Here is a 15,653-nt window from a genome sequence, read left to right as displayed (position 1 = left end):
TTCCTCATTGTCGGGATTGTCCCAACTTTGAGGGTGGGAAGGATCAAGCGGTCGGATGATCGCCTTTTGGCCCCGAGGCAATCGCATTCGGGTACGCATCACAGCAAAGCCTTCAGAAGCTAGCGGAAATTTCTGTCTTGCGCTACCGACAGGTCGCAGGGATCGAGTGCGGCGTTCGCATCCTCCAGTCGAAGATTCGATCGAAGCTCCTCTGTGATTTTAAGTGGCTCGCCAGATCTAGATCGCCCTTCAGCGGCGGCTTCACTCGGCAAGCGCCGTGACCCGACAAGAATCACGACAAAGCTACAAATCACTTTTGCTTTTGAACCGCTCATAAAAGTCTCGATCTGCGATGGCGAGTCCGTTCATGTTGACTGCTGCGGTAGTGAATGAAAATGAGACTTTTCAAATGTCAGGCGCCAGGGTGTTGCTGCGAAGATGATCGTGGGCGGGCGGGGATTTGCTAAACAAAGGAGGGTAGATTCGGCGGGCGCATCGCCCGCTCGGGGCCAGCCACAGCCTGGGATATCGAAATGAACACGTTCCGGCTCCCGGCTTAAATCATTGGGGATACTCAATGTCGAGGAACTCAAGAAAAGCTCAACGTCGACGGAAATGTCCGGGCCCGTTAAGGTCTGCACCAAGCCTGCGCGGCCTAGAACTCCCGGCGCTCTGATCCGCAATTGAATCGGCAGCCGGGAGCATTGGGGCTGGAGAGCGATCCGTGTCATCTTAGGGCTTGAGTTACAATAGTGTGACGTCGAGTTGCGGTAGTTATACGGAATCCATTTTCGGAACGGGGTGTTCTACTGTGAGAACACCGGAGAGATTTGAGCACCAATTTTTAGTTGGTCCGGGATGGCCGCAGTGGGGCTGGACCGCGCTGCGGCTTTTCCGTGGGAAAACAGCCTCGATCGGTCACGACTTGCCCGTGATTTCCCGCGCTGCCAAACTCGAATTCGGTTAGCGGAGAAGCGCGCAAATGTGTGGATCGTTGATACAGCACGGCTCTTCGCATACGTCGAGAAGCATCGTGGTGGACCGTCCACGCGCGCGAAGGCGCAGGCCCGCCTACGGGAATTCTGGCCGATGTGGTCTGAGCCGCAAGAGCCTCCGCTCGGATGAGAGGGAGAGATGCCAAAGTCCTAGCTTCAAAGGTCTCTATTACTGAGATAAGGTTCCACCGCCCGCATCGCCAGATTGAGAGTTACTTTGCTCCGTTTATCAGAACGCGGTGGTCGACGACGCGTGTGCAAGGCTTCGGGAATTGGCTCCTTGAGGGATGACTATCTCACTCTCCGCAAGGGGGCTGCTCTTCGAAAGCGAACAGCGAGAGAGTGAAGCGATCACGGATAAGTGCAGTTCTTGCAGGGGGGTAATCATGCATCGATATTACTTTACACTTCTCGCCGTATTCGTCTCGACGACAGCACAAGCACAGCATCTGACGTGCGGAAAGCCCCCGGAATTCGACAACCGGCTGCAAAACGTCGAAACATTGAAAGGTGATCTTACGGGCAAGGCGCAAGCATTGGTCCGACTGCTCGGATCGGTAGAATTGTCCGGGAAGATCGAGAGCGAACGTCGTGAGTTGTATAAATCATCCGACGCCGCCGAAGCGGCTCGATCCGACGCGTATCTTGCTTACATCTTTTGTGTGGCTCTCATGGACGACCGCAAATTGAGTGCTGTCGATAAGATCAAGCTTATCCAGGAATTCCGCAGACCTCTTTTGCCCGCAATTCCTCCGCCCGTGGTCGATTTGACGCCCGACGTGACAACCGCCGCTCAGACACAGGTATTTTTGCAGTCCTTTGTTGGGCAGGTCAAATATTCTGTGAGCAATCTTGGATGGGCCGACGATATGACCAACGTCGAATACTCGCTCTGGGCATGGACGAACGGAAGGCTTGTCCAGCTCGACGAGCGCAGAACGCCCTATATGGCGAAAGGCGGATATTCAGGTTCCGATTTCATGAAGGCCCCCTTTGGAACAGGAAAAATGGTCGTTTGCGTCTCATATCTCTTTAAGAAGAAGCGGGTCAATGTGATTGACTTCTACTCGAACGAAACCATGCCCTCGGCAGAACGCCAAGTGGGCCTAATGTCGAAGTTCCGCGCGTCGGTGACGCAAGTCGACGGGCCGAACGACTTGTGTAAGTCGATGCCCGGTGCCGTCGCTGGTCTCATCTAGTACGCTTCCTTGCCAAGGCCCACATTCGAGCTATCGGTTTTATTTAACGGGGCGAGCCTCGCCGTTGAGCGAGGTAGCGAGCAAAACATCTGCGATTTTGGCGCAATGGCGGACGTCTCGCTTTGCTCTCGGAAGGGCAGCTGCTGAGAGCAAAGCTGCCGCGCTAGCGCTCGAAAATGCGCCCGAATGTGGAGCGCACCACGTGTCCGGTCTACGCAATCATGCTGCTGCGGCATAAACTGAAATCATGATGCGCAACCCCTTCCGAAAAGCTCCCGTGCAGCAACTCGAAACCACGATTGCCTCGCTTGCGAAGCGCGGCGAACAGCTCTCTGCCAAACGCGCGGCAGCGCAAGCGGCTTTGGACAACACGATCAAAGCCGGGCGAGGACGTCAGTTCGGTCTCTGACGTATTCGCCAACGTGTACGGCCATTGCATCGAACTGGCAGCCGGTCATGCTGCCGAACGTATGCTGTTAGGTGATGATAATGTCCGGTCCGCCGTCGATGATTTGCGGCAGGCCCGCGAACTGGCGCTGCTCATCTGCAAGAGCGAGGAAACAGTCGAGAGCTTCATTGCGCATTGCGACATCGCAGCGTGCGATCTGCTGATGCCCTATGGCGACGTGCTGATGACATTGTCCATCGTGTTGCGGATCAAGCGGACGCTGGATGGTGCCGAAATCGACAAGATCATTTGCGACATGGAGACGCGCAAGGCGTTCGCGATGGAGCAGCGGCGGCGAGCTGAGTGGCGCAAGTCGGAGTTGGCGGCTGCGCGCTTTCGTGCGGAGTGCGATCAACTCGATGTCGTGCGGTCGAAACAGACTTTGGATGCAGTGATCAGCGACGTTGTGATCTGAAAGCACGGCGGGAGGTAACCGGCCCGATGATCGCGATGGCCCGACGTGAAGTATCGTCGGGGCCATTCGCCGAAATCCGCCTCAAGAGTTACCTCCAGTTTGCCCGCCGGTATCCTCGAACAAAATCGAAAAGCCTTTGAGCTTGCTGGCTTACCGTTTAGGTTGAGCGCTTCGCATGCAGCGCAACTGCTGGGGCGGGACGGAGCGCTTTTCGATGGCCCTGTTTGCTGTAAATCAAAATCAGCTTGAGCCGGTCTCTGAGACCACCTACGCGGACGAGGCCATTCTGGAGCGGAAGCATCTTCAGAGCCTCTTAAAGCAACATATCGCGCCGCTCGGTGACGACTTGATGGTTCTGTGTGAGGAGTTCTCAAATTGGCAGGATAGTTCGCGTCGCATCGATATCCTTTGTCTTACTAAGGATGCTGAGTTGGCGGTGATCGAACTCAAGCGCAGCGAGGATGGCGGGCATATGGAGCTTCAGGCTATCCGCTACGCCGCGATGGTATCCAGCATGACCCTTGAACAGGCTGTGATCGCGCATTCTCATTATCTGAAGGATGATCCCGAGCGAGCACGAAAAGAAATCTTGGAATTTTTAGAATTTGATACCATCGAGGAAGTCGAACTTTCCGGGGATGTTAAGATCATTCTTGCCGCGTCGAATTTTTCAGCCGAACTCATCACGTCGGTCATGTGGCTGAACAAGAGCGGTCTGGACATCGCTTGCATTCGCTTGAAGCCATATAAGTTGGACGGAAAGGTCTTGATTGACGCCACTCAGATTGTGCCGCTGCCCGAGGCAATAGACTACACGATCAAAATTCGTGAGCAGAGCAGAGAGAAGAGCAAGGTCAAAACGGCACGGCAGGAGATATTTAAGAAGTTCTGGTCGCAGATAATTGAGCGATCCATTGCCAAGAAAATCCCGTTATTAGCAAATCGTAGTACATCGACCGATCATTGGATTTCTGCAGGGATCGGCCGAGCCGGCTTCTGGCTGAGCATTTCCCTTACGGAAGATCGCTCCCGGGTGGAGTGCTACATAAGTGTGAAGGAGGGCGAGCAGGCCAGCCTCGCTGCATTCAAGAAACTTTACGACCAGCGAGAAATGCTAGAAGCGAAATTTGGAGAACCGCTTGATTGGCAGGAACTGCCTGGCCGCAAGGGTTGCAGAATTTGCAAAGACCTCAATGGAGGATGGCGGACGCCTGAAGCTGAATGGCCCGCGATGCAGGATGCGATACTTGATACGCTTGTTCGGTTGGAAGCGGCACTTCGTGGGCCAATACAGCAAATCGGATGATGAGCCTCTTTATGATCGAGCGCTATCGGTAGCCGGGCGTGATGTCGCCCGCGGCGCAAATCGCGTGGTGCGGCTAGGTCCCTAAACGGTGCCAGGGACTCCAAGGTTCAAAGAGGGGCCATACCGATGTCCGGGCCTAGCTGATCAGCGGACCTCTGCCGCCTTCCGAACCCCGTCGCCTTCGGGCGAATTAGCGGCCCCCTCCGCCAAGTGTTTTGCCGGGCTACCCCATGGGGGGCCTTAACGGAAGACTTTCTTCTTTCTCGGGAGTTGTCTTTTTTTTCCAAGCATGTCTTGATTGAGTTTTTAGAATAGCAACCAAGGGAGATTGCGATGACGATAAGGAGAGTAAAGCGTGTGCTGTTAGCCAGCATGGCGGCCGTGTTGCTGAATGAGAATGCCTTTGGTCAAGCTCCAGGGGTAACCGGGCAAACTTGTCAGGGGCTCGCACAAACCGTGGCGGTTAGTTACACGTCCAACTTCTCAAATAAGCAATTCAAAGCAATGCAATACTACGCTCTCTGCGAGGCATCGCAGTCGGCGGACAAAACTGCTTTTAATATCGGCTACAGCGCGTTTAGTCTCGGGATCTCAATGGACGAAGCGCAGAGGAAACAGTTTTGCTCAAAATCGTTTGCTGACTACGACATTGAAAGTACTGATTACAGTTTCTCTAAGAACATATTTGCGCCGGCGCTGAACACAATCAATCAATGTCTATCACTAGCGGGACGGCAATGGATAATCGACATGCGTCCGGTCAGTAAGGACGTGGTGAGCATCAATATCAGTAACCAGAGCGGCGGAGGGAATAACCTACTTGGCATTGACATACTGCCTGACGCAAACTCTCTCAATTGCACCGATAAGCCAAAATCTTTTCCGGCCAGGATCACCTCGACGGATGTGGTTGCGATGTCCTGCTCGCGAAAACCGACTGCACAAGTTGTCGATGGTGTGACGTTCACCTCAGCTCCGGAGGCCACGCTCATCTTGCGAGTAGCGGAGGGTTCATTTCCGATAACACTTGCCGGATATACCTCGTCTGCCCTTGATCAGATTAAAAGAGAGATCGAGAGCGCAAAGGAAGCCGCAAAATCGGAAATTGCTGCTTTGAAAAAGAATATGGCCGGTCTCGCGACTTGGTCCGGCAATGTACACACTGGCGGTGAGCAATGCCCTCCAGGCATGTACGCGACGGGCTATTCGAACCCCGTAATTAACAATGCAGGATTTGTTGGACGTGGAACGATCACGTGTAGAGCCCTGAATGTCCTACCGTAGGATTGCTATGGCAGTAGCTCGCGCCGCTTTAGACAATCGCCGAGTATACTAGGTTAGGGTTCACGTACGTGCGGCGTGCTTGCCGCCGGAGCAGGCACGCTGGCGTGGCATCCGATAGTTGCCTAACCCGGCACAACTCGACCTGCAAACCTCAAGCGCCAATTCTGGAGCAGCCGATGACGAGGCCCGGAGCATTTACTCTCGCATTCTTGCTCGCACTTAGCGTTTCCACGACTGGCGGCGCCAACGGGCCTATCGAAGGATGGAAGCAAGCGCATCTAATTAACGGCCGCCTTAATCACAAGCCTAACCTCCTGCAATATGTGGCGTGCACGATCGAGCAAGGGCGAACCTGTCAGAAGGTTTCCGATACCTGTGCATCAGCTTGCAAGAACCTCCTGCTAAGAGCTTACTCCGAATGCATGGACGTCTGCAGCTGTAACTATTACCATTGTAAGACAGCTTGCGGGACGATGCGGCAATGCCCCAATCTTGCAGGCAGTAGTCCAAGGGGCCTGCGGCAAGCCCGCTCCGGGACGCCCTCAACGCCGGGTATTTGTTATCTGGAGATGAAATGCCCCGGCTGCGACACCCATCAGACTGTCGCGCTCGATATTGTGCGGCGACCAAAGACGACGCCGATACACGAGTTGGAGCGCTACATGCGGTGCAAGGACTGCTCGGATATGCGCGGCCATCCGTACAAGCGGAGCCATCTCGTCGCGCTGCGGCCGACGAAGATTTCGGCGAGCGACCCGCCGCCGCATTGGTGGCCGGGGGAGCGATAGGCAATCATGATTGTGACGATAAGTGAATTTACGCGAAACACTCTCAACGGACTTATGAGTAGTGCCGCAGCGGAGGATATTGCAAGGGCAGTGCAGCCCATCTATTTCGCCAAAGACGACGGCAGAGCGCATCACCTCGGATCGTGCGTTCTCGTGAAATATAAATCGCGTCATCTGCTCCTTACAGCCGCACACGTTATCGATGCCAACAAGGTAAGCTCGCTTTATATTCCCGTCCGGGGGAGACTGGAGCGAAAACTAGAAGGAGCGGGTCTCGCGACCGTTGCGCCTTCTGGCATACGGGACCGCGACAAGTTCGATTTTTCGATCATCGAACTTCCGCCCCACCTCGTGAACGCTCTTGGTCCGATCCGCTACGTCCAGGAAAACGAACTGCAAAGTGACGTTATCGCTGGACGCCCGTATATGGCGTTTGGATATCCAAACTCTCAGAACAAAAAGATCGATCACCAGATACGAAAAGTAGTCTCGAAGCGGTTTGCTTACGGTGGAGCGCTCTTCGTGCCTGATCAGGCAACCAACAACGGGTCTACCGCTCTCGGAGATCACCTCTTGCGTATCAAGTATGAAAGACATTCGCGAACGAGGGATGGCGATATTGTCAATTCGATTGATCCAAGAGGCATCAGCGGTGGCGCCATCTTCGACCTCGGCAGAATGATCGCTGTCTCGCCCGATTGGACAGACCCGCCAAAGCTGGCCGGGATCTTGTTCGAACGTCGACGTCAAGAGAGAACAATTGTCGCGACGAACATTAGCACCATCCTCGGTTCACTAGAACCGGACAAATCGTTTTGAGGCTGGACGTTGTGCAACCTCTATTCAATCACCACCAACCAAGCCGCCATCTTCGCACTCTTCCGCGTGGTCAACCGCTACGTCGGCAACTTGCAGCCAATGCCCGGCGTCTTCCCGGACTATCCAGCTCCCGTGATCCGCAACACGGAAGCCGGGACTGAGATGACACTGATGCGCTGGGGCATGCCATCACCCCGCGCACAGGAGGGCCGCTGGTCACCAATAAGCTACATGGAAAGCGCCCTCCGATCCCATTAGTCTGCAGTTGTAGTCTGAAGGTGATGGCTGCTTAAAGAAGGGGAAGAGCATGACAAGGTTGGTGACGACCATCAGAGTGGCGCTGTCCTCACTGCTTCTGTCCAAGGCCTGGCCCGCCGACGTCCTCCCCGTATCGCGATCTTCCCGCTTCGCGTCTGCACGAACTGCTGTCCTGGGAATGGAAGCTTCTGCGTCAAGCCAACAAGCCCGCCGATCAGCAAGCCGCCTGACCTTCACGCATAGCTCTCATAGAGCTCGCCGTGCCCGCGTGCACGCGTCAATCAGGCGGTCTTCGTCGTGTGCGTTCCTTAGGTATGAGAAGAGAGCTGAACGCGTCTCACAAAATTATCGCAGCTAGCGTGCCAAGCGCGCCGAATACCAGCCCGATCAGCGAACCGGCTGTCGGTACGTCTCGAAAGAGCAGAAGCGCCAGAATCGGTTCCATCACTAAAATTGCTCCCACCGATATTGCGGCAATGATCCAGATACTCTTGAGATACATGTAGCCGAGTGCGTATCCGCAGACGAGCAGAATACCGCCGACTGATACCAGCAGGAACATCGGCAGAAGCGTTGTGAGATGCCCGCCAGCTTTCCCAAATTACCTTGAGGCAATCAACTCGGCGATTATCGAAAGGGCTTCTCCAAAGAAAATCGCCCCCACCGCCACAATTATCAATGTTGAGCTCATCGCCTGACTCGCAAGGTGAAAGGTACCTTCCAATATTAAAATTTTATCCAGGGCTGCCTCTTACAACTGGAGTTCAATATCATTGCGGAAGCCATCGCATTGCTCTCAACGTCCTCCAGCCGGAATTGGAAGCTGCTCGAAGTTGCAATCTCCGTCCAATGGTCGACGCTTAAGAGCGCAATTGTGGGCGTTAGGCAGCATGATCAGGACATCATCGTGCTCGAGTGACTCGTGGCCATGCCGCGGCTCTCGAGGCTTGCTGCGGGTGGGCTTAGAGCTGCAGCGCACGAAAGGCAGTCAAGGTCGAGCCGTTACCGGCCGATCATCGTATCCCGTGCAGCGCCCGGCTCTCTGCGAATCGTCGACCAGCGCATCTCCAATCATCTCGACAGAAGTTCCAGCTGCTGTGCCAACCCAGCTCACAACCGCGCGATCAAGGATATCCATTGTTTGAAAGTGCTCTATAACGACGAGATCGCTCCTAGAAAGGAGTTGCGCCGCGTTGATCCCGAGACTCCAGTTCATCGTGCCGGCTCCAGCCCAAGTCAGAACACCACAGCTTAAGCTGCAATCTGCACTGGGAGTGCGAAATAACCGCCACAAAGTTAGGCGCAATTCGTTCTGGTTCACCCATCGACCGCAAGAATGTGCGGCAACATCTCTCGTTCGGATTCGGCATCCATCGCTACGTTCCGCGATATCGTGACGGTAGACACAAATCACAAGGCATTCTCGTCAGAGCAAGGCGTGACCATTGCCGACGTGCCTGATCGCTCGCACCAATCGTGTGCGACTCGAAAGGCACCCCTGGGCGCTCGGTGCCGGAATCACTCCGCAACGCGGTCACGGCGTCGACCTGAATTCGGGCGGTGACTCCATCTGTCTCGCTCTTCGGCCTGGAGAGGTTTTTCGACATTTCTCAGGATCGCGACGCGGCATTTGTCGAGCAACTCCTTCGTGTATACGGCGCCGAAATAGTCCAGCAGGAAGGTGCCAGCGTAGCTCAGATCGTCAAGGTGGCTGATTATCCTATCGAGCATTGCACCAATTTCTCCAACGCGGTCGCGATAGCGTGCGCGGATCACGTTAACGGCGTTCATCGAGTGAACCGCCTCGTCGGCAACCACCTCTCGCAGCCAATGAAGGAAGATGTCGTTGCGAAGTTCGGTATAGAACGGCTTCTCTGCGGCATAGGCATGGCAGGTGCACATCTCATCAAATGCGATCATAACCATCACAGAGAATTCGTCGGTGAGGTAGTCATTGATCGTACCGAAATCATGCGGTCGAGCCTCCAATCTCTCTCGGAGGTTCCTCTCGGATCCATCGGCGACAAGTTCAATGATGCGGACAAAGCCATCGGTGTGACGCTCTTCGTCCGCGGCCCAGACAGTAAAAAATGCCCGAGCTTCATCGGTGGCAATCAGATTGCGGACGGATAACTCGGCTTTCAAATGTCTGGCGTCATATTCCGTGTACAGGTCAGGCCACAATTTATTCCAACGGGCGCGCACAACCGACGGTTCGCCGCTGAACATCGCCGGCGTAAGAGCATTGAACAATTCTTTTGGACTCCAGTTCCGTCGAAGCGGCGTGATCATCCGACTGCTCCTAAGCGTAGCGCTGCGAGCGGCTCTGTTTGACGAATTGTCCTTCCAAATGTTGGTAAAGAAGTTTGCCACACACCAAACATGCCGTCGCCTCCTTGTTTTGGTGGGGTACAATTCCGGACGCTGCACCTTTCGGTTCGGCCTGACGTGCTGCCTTGAACGGCCCGGTATGGAATCTTCGGGGCGCACCGCCGAGCCAACAATGCTTGCGATTCCGGGGATGACTTCGTCAGCGCAGGTTGTCTGACCAGGCCTTAGGTCGTGACCATTTCTATGGGGCGAGTTGATCATACTCGGAATCGCACGCACTGTTGACGGGGCATGGCGAGGTCATGATCGCGCCGCGTACCATGGGTGCTCCACCAAGCGTCGATCTGTGCCCCAACCGGGCTCTACGTCACCCAGTCCAACAGCGGCTAGGTGTGGTGCTACGCGATCAAAGCCGTTTTCGACTCATTGCGACGAGAATCATGGCGTGAACGACATCGATGCCCTTCTCGTAGTCGCGCGCGAGCCGTAGCGTCGAGCTGAGACCGTTTGGGGATAGCGATCGTTTGCCGCGGGGAGGGATTGGCGTGGATCTCGAGTCAACCGAACCCTGCCGATGTCTATCGAATCCCGGTTGCGCGAGACGTTGTGGAAGATCGAGGCCCTTTTTGCGGGTGCTGGAATGGCCGGCGAGCGGCTCGCGGCGGAAGCTGCGCTGGAACGTGTGCGGGAGCATTTGACGGAACTTGGGAAATCCGTTTAGTGAGATGCAATTCTCGATGGCGGACCGATGGTCGCACCATCCGTTTCCGGCCTTGTCGATGAATTCCCACGCTCGTTCGCGCACCGCACTTTCAATCGGATCGAACCAATCGTCGAAAAGCTGGGAGCCGTCTCCCTTCACACTGCGGAGAATGTGTCTTCGTGATATTGCTGCTCATGGCGTGGTCTCCGATCCGGCGCTCCAACGGCGGATGATTCGAGGTTGATTACCTCGGAAACTACGCCACCTTCAATTCCAACCAATCTCGCGACGGGACCGCGCGTTCCAGGTACAGGCTGGTGCCGTCGATAAAGAACGCGATTTTGTCGGATGGAACATTGGCGTTCGACCGCTGCCCCACTCATTCGGCCGCATGCAATCCATCCAAAAAAAGATATCCGATGCTCGCTCATCCGAGTTTAAGAGATAGGTCAAGAGTGTCCCCTGTTAGAAGTTGACCAATGCCGTACAACACCGACAACGCAACAATCACAGCGTAGAGATAGGCTGCAAGTTGAGACCAGAATTCACCGTCACGGCTGAACATTGGCGCGCCACTGAAGCTCAGAAGCCATTGCTGCCATCGCCTACAACAAGGCGCGTTTTCTCTGTCCAGCCGGTCATCAATGCGTCTCCTGACCTATCCCGCGCTTCCAACTAAAAATTAGGAGCCCGGCCTCCTGGAGCACAAGGGCGGAGCCGCTTCCCATGCCCCCAAGACGGGAAGCCGCGCTGCTGGGAAACAGCGCGTCTCTTCGGGGTCACTCAGAGACCCACGGGCGTGCCGATTGTCGCCCCTCGTCGCTCTCTACGACGTTGCGCAAGACAATTTCAGAAAGCTGCACAACCAGCTGTCTGAGATGCGCAATCTCTTGCTTGCAGCGCTCCAGCTCGCGCTGTTCGTCTGTCATCGCCGGTGCTTCATGGCGATTCCTCCTTGCATCATGATTCATGTAGAACCATTTGTCCGCGAAGGGCTCAAACTATTGCGTTCGGCAGACGCCTTTTCGACCGCGAATTGCGCGGGCTCGCCGTGATTGCCTTCGACAAAGCCCCTCGCCACCAACAGCTCGCGGGCATCGCGCACCAGTGCAGGACTGCCGCAAATCATGACGCGGTCATGCTGCGGCTCGAGTTCCGGCAGCTCGATGTCCGTAAACAGCTTGCCTGACGCGATCAGATCGGTGATCCTACCGCGGTTGTGGAAGGGATCGCGCGTCACGGTCGGATAATAGATCAGCTGGTACCGCACGAAGTCGCCGACCAGCTCATCGCTCGGCAGTTTTTCCGTGATCATCTCGCCATAGGCGAGCTCGGCGATCCGGCGGCAGCCATGCAGCAGCACGACATTCTCGAATCGCAGATAGGTTTCGGGATTCTTGATCACACTCAGGAACGGCGCAAGCCCGGTCCCGGTGCCGATCAGATAGAGATTGCGCCCGTCCTCGAGATTATCGATGACCAGCGTCCCTGTCGCCTTGCGGCTGACGATGATCTCGTCACCCTTCTTCAGATGCTGCAGACGCGAGGTTAAGGCACCATCCGGTACCTTAGTCGAGAAGAATTCGAGCCGGTCCTCGTAATGGGCGCTGGCGAGGCTGTAGGCACGTAACAACGGCTTCTCGTCGACCTTGAGCCCGATCATCGTGAATTCGCCGCTGCGGAAGCAGAATGATGGATTCCGCGTGGTGGTGAAGCTGAAGAGATTGTCGGTCCAGTGATGAACGCTCAGCACGCTTTCCTGGTTGAAATTGCTCATTGTGACCGCTCGCGAAAAAATTTGAGCATGATCATCGTTCCGAGTTGCCGAGCATCTCATCCTCAAACGGAAGCGTGAATGACAAGAGCGCGAAACGCACCAACGCGTTCGCCTTAAGTAAAGGCAAAGGCGAGCAGGCTTGAGCTGAGCAGCACGAGACCGACTCCGGTCAGTGCCAGGAAGCTGTCGGAGACAAGGTCATGATTGCCCATGAAATACCCTCGACAAGGCGTCGCCGCTGGAGGGATACGCAAGTCACGCTCGGGTCGCCGCGGAAACAGGATCATGACCGCGCCCCCGTCACGCTGAGATGAAGCCTCTGCCCACCCTCCAGCAAGATAGATAGCTGTGGGCAGTCGCTGGTTGGCTTGCTGATAGAAATCGCGACCTTGCGCCGCCCAGAATAGTATCTCAGAAGGGCTTCCTTCACGTCCTCTGCAAGGATTTCTCGAGGATCTGAAAGCACGGTGGTTGTCATGGCTTTTGGTTTCCCGGTTTGCTGTGGGGTCGAATCTGCAAAGTGGCGACCGCCGGGTGGTTGGGTTGATGTCCTAATTGCCATCATTCAGCAGCAGAACTGTCGTAAAACTGTCATTCAGCATACTGGGGTCGTACAACTGTTTTCGTTGCATTTTCCTGTCATTCGGAGGAGTTTCTGCATCGCATGCGCATCTGGCGTCGGAATCCACCTCAAAGGGAGGAGCCGATTGTGCGATACGACCGAACGGACGCCCGCATTCTCGAAATTGTGCAAAAGAACAACCGTCTAACTTCCGAGGCGATCGGCGAATTAGCCGGGCTTTCTGCGACCGCATGTCAACGACGACTGAAGAGGCTCCGCTCGGAAGGCATCATCTAAGCCGATATCTCAATCGTTTCGCCGAAGGCGGTAGGAAGACCTATTCAAGTGCTTGCGTTAGTGAGCCTGGAGCGGGAAAGTTCGGGTATAATTGATAGGTTTAAGAAGGCCATCAAATCGTCGGTTGAAGTCGTCAATGGATTCTACGTCACGGGCGACGCTGACTTTGTCCTCTACATTACCGCGTGCACCATGGACGATTATGAGCAGTTCACCCGGCGATTCTTCTATCAGAACCCGGACATTAAGGGCTTCAAGACGATGGTCATAATGGATCGTGTAAAGGCGGGCTTTGCCGTTCCAGTTGAGGTCCCATCCGAGGATTGACGACGGATGCAGATGTCTCATCCCCCGGATCCTCTTGGCGCAGGGATGTAAAAGGCACCGAAGCCAACAAAACCGGCTTGAAGAACGTCCATACGTGCGCGAGTGACGATTACATTTCCAATCGTTCGATCAGAAGGTGCCAAGCGCAGTCTTTTGCCACCCTCGCCACACCGCTCACAAGAGCCTCTGCCTCTACAGATCCGAAGAGCGTCGATGGCAGATCGTACGCAACCTAAAATTACACCCGATCCCCGCTTCCACACCTAGATAGAGCGCGGCCGCTCCTACCGTCTGAAATAGGGCAGCGCGAAAACCAACAAGCGGCAACCGACGGTCCCGATTCCCTTCCGATTGCTTGGTCATCTGCGGCGCCGGCACCGGATTGATCGAAGCGAAGCATTTTGTCGAGTACAACCGAAGGCCTGTAAGCTCGGTCAAAACGGCGTTCAAGAGTGCCGTTGGGCTCGTAGGGATCGTGTCCCAGAGAGTGGTGTAGCTGGCGGTGGGACACCGCGTTCGCCGGCAAGGGCCGGACTGGTCAGCTGGCGATAGCCGGAAGGCTGACGATTGGATCATCGCTCAACGGCGCGATGGTTTCCAGCGTCATGTAGCGGGCACGCTGGAAGGCCCATTCATCGTTCTGCTCGAGCAGGATCGCACCGATGAGGCGGACGATGGCATCCTCGTTGGGAAAGATGCCGACCACCTCGGTGCGCCGCTTGATCTCGCCGTTGAGGCGCTCGATCGGGTTGGTCGAGTGCAGCTTGGTTCGATGCTGGGGCGGGAAGGTCATGTAGGCCAGCACGTCGGTGTCGGCATCATCGAGGAAGCCAGAGAGCTTGGGCAGCTTGGGGCGGAGCTGGTCGGCAACCTTGCGCCACTGCGTCTTCGCAGCCTCGGCGTCGTCCTGGGCAAACGCGGTGGCGATGAAGGCGGAGACGACGCGCCGGCCGCTCTTGCCGGCATGCGCCAGCGCATTGCGCATGAAGTGCACGCGACAGCGCTGCCAGGTGGCGTTGAGCATCTTGGCCACGGTGGCCTTGATGCCCTCGTGGGCGTCGGAGACGACCAGCTTGACGCCGCGCAGGCCGCGTCGGGCGAGCTTGCGCAGGAACGCGGTCCAGAACGTCTCGGCTTCGGAGGGACCAATGTCCATGCCGAGAACCTCGCGCCGGCCATCGCTGTTGACGCCGACTGCGACAATCACCGCGACCGAAACGATGCGCCCCTGCTGGCGCACCTTCACGTAGGTGGCGCCGATCCACAGATACGGCCAGTCGCCCTCGATCGGCCGGGCGAGGAACGCCTTCACCTTGTCGTCGATCTCACCGCACAGCCGGCTCACCTGGCTCTTGGAGATGCCGGTCATGCCCATCGCCTGCACCAGATCGTCCACCGAGCGGGTCGAGACGCCCTGCACATAGGCTTCCTGCACCACTGCGGTGAGCGCCTTCTCGGCCATGCGGCGCGGCTCCAGGAAGCCGGGGAAGTAGGAGCCCTTGCGCAGCTTGGGGATGCGCAGCTCGACCGCGCCGGCACGGGTTCTCCCAGATCCGGTCGCGGTAGCCGTTGCGCTGGGCCAGACGCTCGGGGTTCTTCTCGCCGTAGGCCGCTCCGGTCTGGCCTTCGACCTCCAGCTCCATCAGCCGCTGGGCGGCAAGGGCACAACTCGCATTGTGCCGTCAGGCGTCCACAGAGCCCGGTCGGTGGCAAAGGTCTCTGCTTACAGTATGTACCAAGCGGCCGTATCCACCGGGTCAAACAATGGTCCCATTGCGCCGGCGCGCATGCGGTTTTGGGCAGCAAGAAGATTGGTCCTCGCGACGTCTAGCCTCTGCTCCATCTCCTTGCGGGGAACGAACGACTTCAGCCAGGCAACTGCCAGCAGTAATTCGTCATCGCGCCAATCCTGGTTGTCGCGCGGCGCGGTCCAATCTGGATTGTTCGCCTTCATGCTGCGGTGTTCGACATTGGCATTAAACTATAGTCGGCCATTTATCCAGCGATTGTGACGCTCCCGCTGACTCCCGCGCGCTGTAGCGTGCAAATCGACGGACCGGAAGCGCTATTTGCAAGCTCGTAGCCTGCCGCCAGGTACTCAACTGCTCCCACTGGGCAACTTCCGGTGTATGAGGCCGAAGCGG

12 protein-coding genes and 5 pseudogenes are annotated in these 15,653 nt (G+C 56.3%); 10 read left to right on the top strand and 7 right to left on the bottom strand.

The features are described 5' to 3' along the window. Positions 1-1,381 precede the first annotated feature (1,381 nt). From YUA_RS0107590 to YUA_RS50905, 9 genes and pseudogenes are all read left to right on the top strand, one after another. Entirely contained in the window at positions 1,382-2,194 is an 813-nt protein-coding gene (locus YUA_RS0107590) for a hypothetical protein (protein ID WP_156947078.1), read from the top strand. Between the two features lie 247 nt (positions 2,195-2,441). Further along, a complete protein-coding gene (locus YUA_RS51465; RefSeq protein WP_156947077.1) occupies positions 2,442-2,603 on the top strand; it encodes a hypothetical protein in 162 nt (53 codons plus the stop codon). A 61-nt stretch (positions 2,604-2,664) separates the two neighbouring features. Beyond that, the gene (locus YUA_RS0107580; RefSeq protein WP_027530121.1) at positions 2,665-3,057 is read left to right on the top strand and encodes a hypothetical protein; all 393 of its coding nucleotides are present in this window, start codon (positions 2,665-2,667) and stop codon (positions 3,055-3,057) included. Between the two features lie 214 nt (positions 3,058-3,271). Then, a complete protein-coding gene (locus YUA_RS0107575) occupies positions 3,272-4,363 on the top strand; it encodes a DUF4268 domain-containing protein (protein ID WP_027530120.1) in 1,092 nt (363 codons plus the stop codon). A gap of 357 nt (positions 4,364-4,720) precedes the next feature. Then, positions 4,721-5,647, top strand: a complete 927-nt coding sequence (locus YUA_RS0107570; protein WP_156947076.1) for a hypothetical protein — start codon at positions 4,721-4,723, stop codon at positions 5,645-5,647. Positions 5,648-6,155: 508 nt separating this feature from the next. Next, positions 6,156-6,435: pseudogene (locus YUA_RS51550) on the top strand (hypothetical protein); the annotation flags it as partial. A 6-nt stretch (positions 6,436-6,441) separates the two neighbouring features. Then, complete coding sequence (locus tag YUA_RS0107560; RefSeq protein WP_027530118.1) at positions 6,442-7,254, top strand: trypsin-like peptidase domain-containing protein; 813 nt, start codon at positions 6,442-6,444, stop codon at positions 7,252-7,254. 9 nt (positions 7,255-7,263) lie between these two features. Then, positions 7,264-7,446 (top strand): annotated as a pseudogene (locus YUA_RS51545) (SOS response-associated peptidase); the annotation flags it as partial. A 115-nt stretch (positions 7,447-7,561) separates the two neighbouring features. Then, positions 7,562-7,742: pseudogene (locus YUA_RS50905) on the top strand (IS66 family transposase); the annotation flags it as partial. A 107-nt stretch (positions 7,743-7,849) separates the two neighbouring features. Here the strand turns inward: YUA_RS50905 and YUA_RS51540 are convergent. The 5 genes from YUA_RS51540 to YUA_RS43665 all read right to left on the bottom strand — a co-directional run bounded on the left by YUA_RS51540 (position 7,850) and on the right by YUA_RS43665 (position 12,323). After that, the gene (locus tag YUA_RS51540) at positions 7,850-8,074 is read right to left on the bottom strand and encodes a hypothetical protein (RefSeq protein WP_245285123.1); all 225 of its coding nucleotides are present in this window, start codon (positions 8,072-8,074) and stop codon (positions 7,850-7,852) included. 956 nt (positions 8,075-9,030) lie between these two features. After that, the gene (locus tag YUA_RS43675; protein WP_245285122.1) at positions 9,031-9,804 is read right to left on the bottom strand and encodes a hypothetical protein; all 774 of its coding nucleotides are present in this window, start codon (positions 9,802-9,804) and stop codon (positions 9,031-9,033) included. Positions 9,805-10,249: 445 nt separating this feature from the next. Further along, the gene (locus tag YUA_RS49860; protein WP_156947075.1) at positions 10,250-10,705 is read right to left on the bottom strand and encodes a hypothetical protein; all 456 of its coding nucleotides are present in this window, start codon (positions 10,703-10,705) and stop codon (positions 10,250-10,252) included. 620 nt (positions 10,706-11,325) lie between these two features. Continuing rightward, a complete protein-coding gene (locus YUA_RS0107525; protein ID WP_027530116.1) occupies positions 11,326-11,517 on the bottom strand; it encodes a hypothetical protein in 192 nt (63 codons plus the stop codon). Continuing rightward, positions 11,514-12,323, bottom strand: coding sequence for a ferredoxin--NADP reductase (locus tag YUA_RS43665; protein WP_051383125.1), 810 nt, complete (start codon positions 12,321-12,323; stop codon positions 11,514-11,516). The genes YUA_RS0107525 and YUA_RS43665 overlap by 4 nt, the downstream gene beginning before the upstream one ends. Positions 12,324-13,032: 709 nt before the next feature. On the opposite strand from YUA_RS43665, the pseudogene YUA_RS43660 reads away from it, so the two are divergent. Further along, positions 13,033-13,509 (top strand): annotated as a pseudogene (locus YUA_RS43660) (Lrp/AsnC family transcriptional regulator). A gap of 538 nt (positions 13,510-14,047) precedes the next feature. Here the strand turns inward: YUA_RS43660 and YUA_RS43655 are convergent. Together YUA_RS43655 and YUA_RS0107495 are read right to left on the bottom strand one after the other, a co-directional pair. Continuing rightward, positions 14,048-15,167, bottom strand: a pseudogene (locus tag YUA_RS43655) (IS256 family transposase); the annotation flags it as partial. A gap of 65 nt (positions 15,168-15,232) precedes the next feature. After that, a complete protein-coding gene (locus YUA_RS0107495; protein ID WP_027530115.1) occupies positions 15,233-15,463 on the bottom strand; it encodes a hypothetical protein in 231 nt (76 codons plus the stop codon). Between the last annotated feature and the right edge of the window lie 190 nt (positions 15,464-15,653).

Source organism: Bradyrhizobium sp. WSM3983, from assembly GCF_000473045.1.
In the GTDB taxonomy this organism is placed as follows: domain Bacteria; phylum Pseudomonadota; class Alphaproteobacteria; order Rhizobiales; family Xanthobacteraceae; genus Bradyrhizobium.
Note: the sequence above shows the minus strand (reverse complement) of the source record. Positions and strands in the feature narration are given on the sequence as shown.

Excerpts from the sequence above, each read along its gene's own strand:
- YUA_RS0107590 (WP_156947078.1), top strand. The coding sequence starts at position 1,382 with ATGCATCGATATTACTTTACACTTCTCGCCGTATTCGTCTCGACGACA.
- YUA_RS43675 (WP_245285122.1), bottom strand. The coding sequence starts at position 9,804 with ATGATCACGCCGCTTCGACGGAACTGGAGTCCAAAAGAATTGTTCAAT.
- YUA_RS0107495 (WP_027530115.1), bottom strand. The coding sequence starts at position 15,463 with ATGAAGGCGAACAATCCAGATTGGACCGCGCCGCGCGACAACCAGGAT.
- YUA_RS51540 (WP_245285123.1), bottom strand. The coding sequence starts at position 8,074 with ATGTTCCTGCTGGTATCAGTCGGCGGTATTCTGCTCGTCTGCGGATAC.
- YUA_RS0107575 (WP_027530120.1), top strand. The coding sequence starts at position 3,272 with ATGGCCCTGTTTGCTGTAAATCAAAATCAGCTTGAGCCGGTCTCTGAG.
- YUA_RS0107580 (WP_027530121.1), top strand. The coding sequence starts at position 2,665 with ATGCTGTTAGGTGATGATAATGTCCGGTCCGCCGTCGATGATTTGCGG.
- YUA_RS0107560 (WP_027530118.1), top strand. The coding sequence starts at position 6,442 with ATGATTGTGACGATAAGTGAATTTACGCGAAACACTCTCAACGGACTT.
- YUA_RS51465 (WP_156947077.1), top strand. The coding sequence starts at position 2,442 with ATGATGCGCAACCCCTTCCGAAAAGCTCCCGTGCAGCAACTCGAAACC.
- YUA_RS43665 (WP_051383125.1), bottom strand. The coding sequence starts at position 12,323 with ATGAGCAATTTCAACCAGGAAAGCGTGCTGAGCGTTCATCACTGGACC.
- YUA_RS0107525 (WP_027530116.1), bottom strand. The coding sequence starts at position 11,517 with ATGAATCATGATGCAAGGAGGAATCGCCATGAAGCACCGGCGATGACA.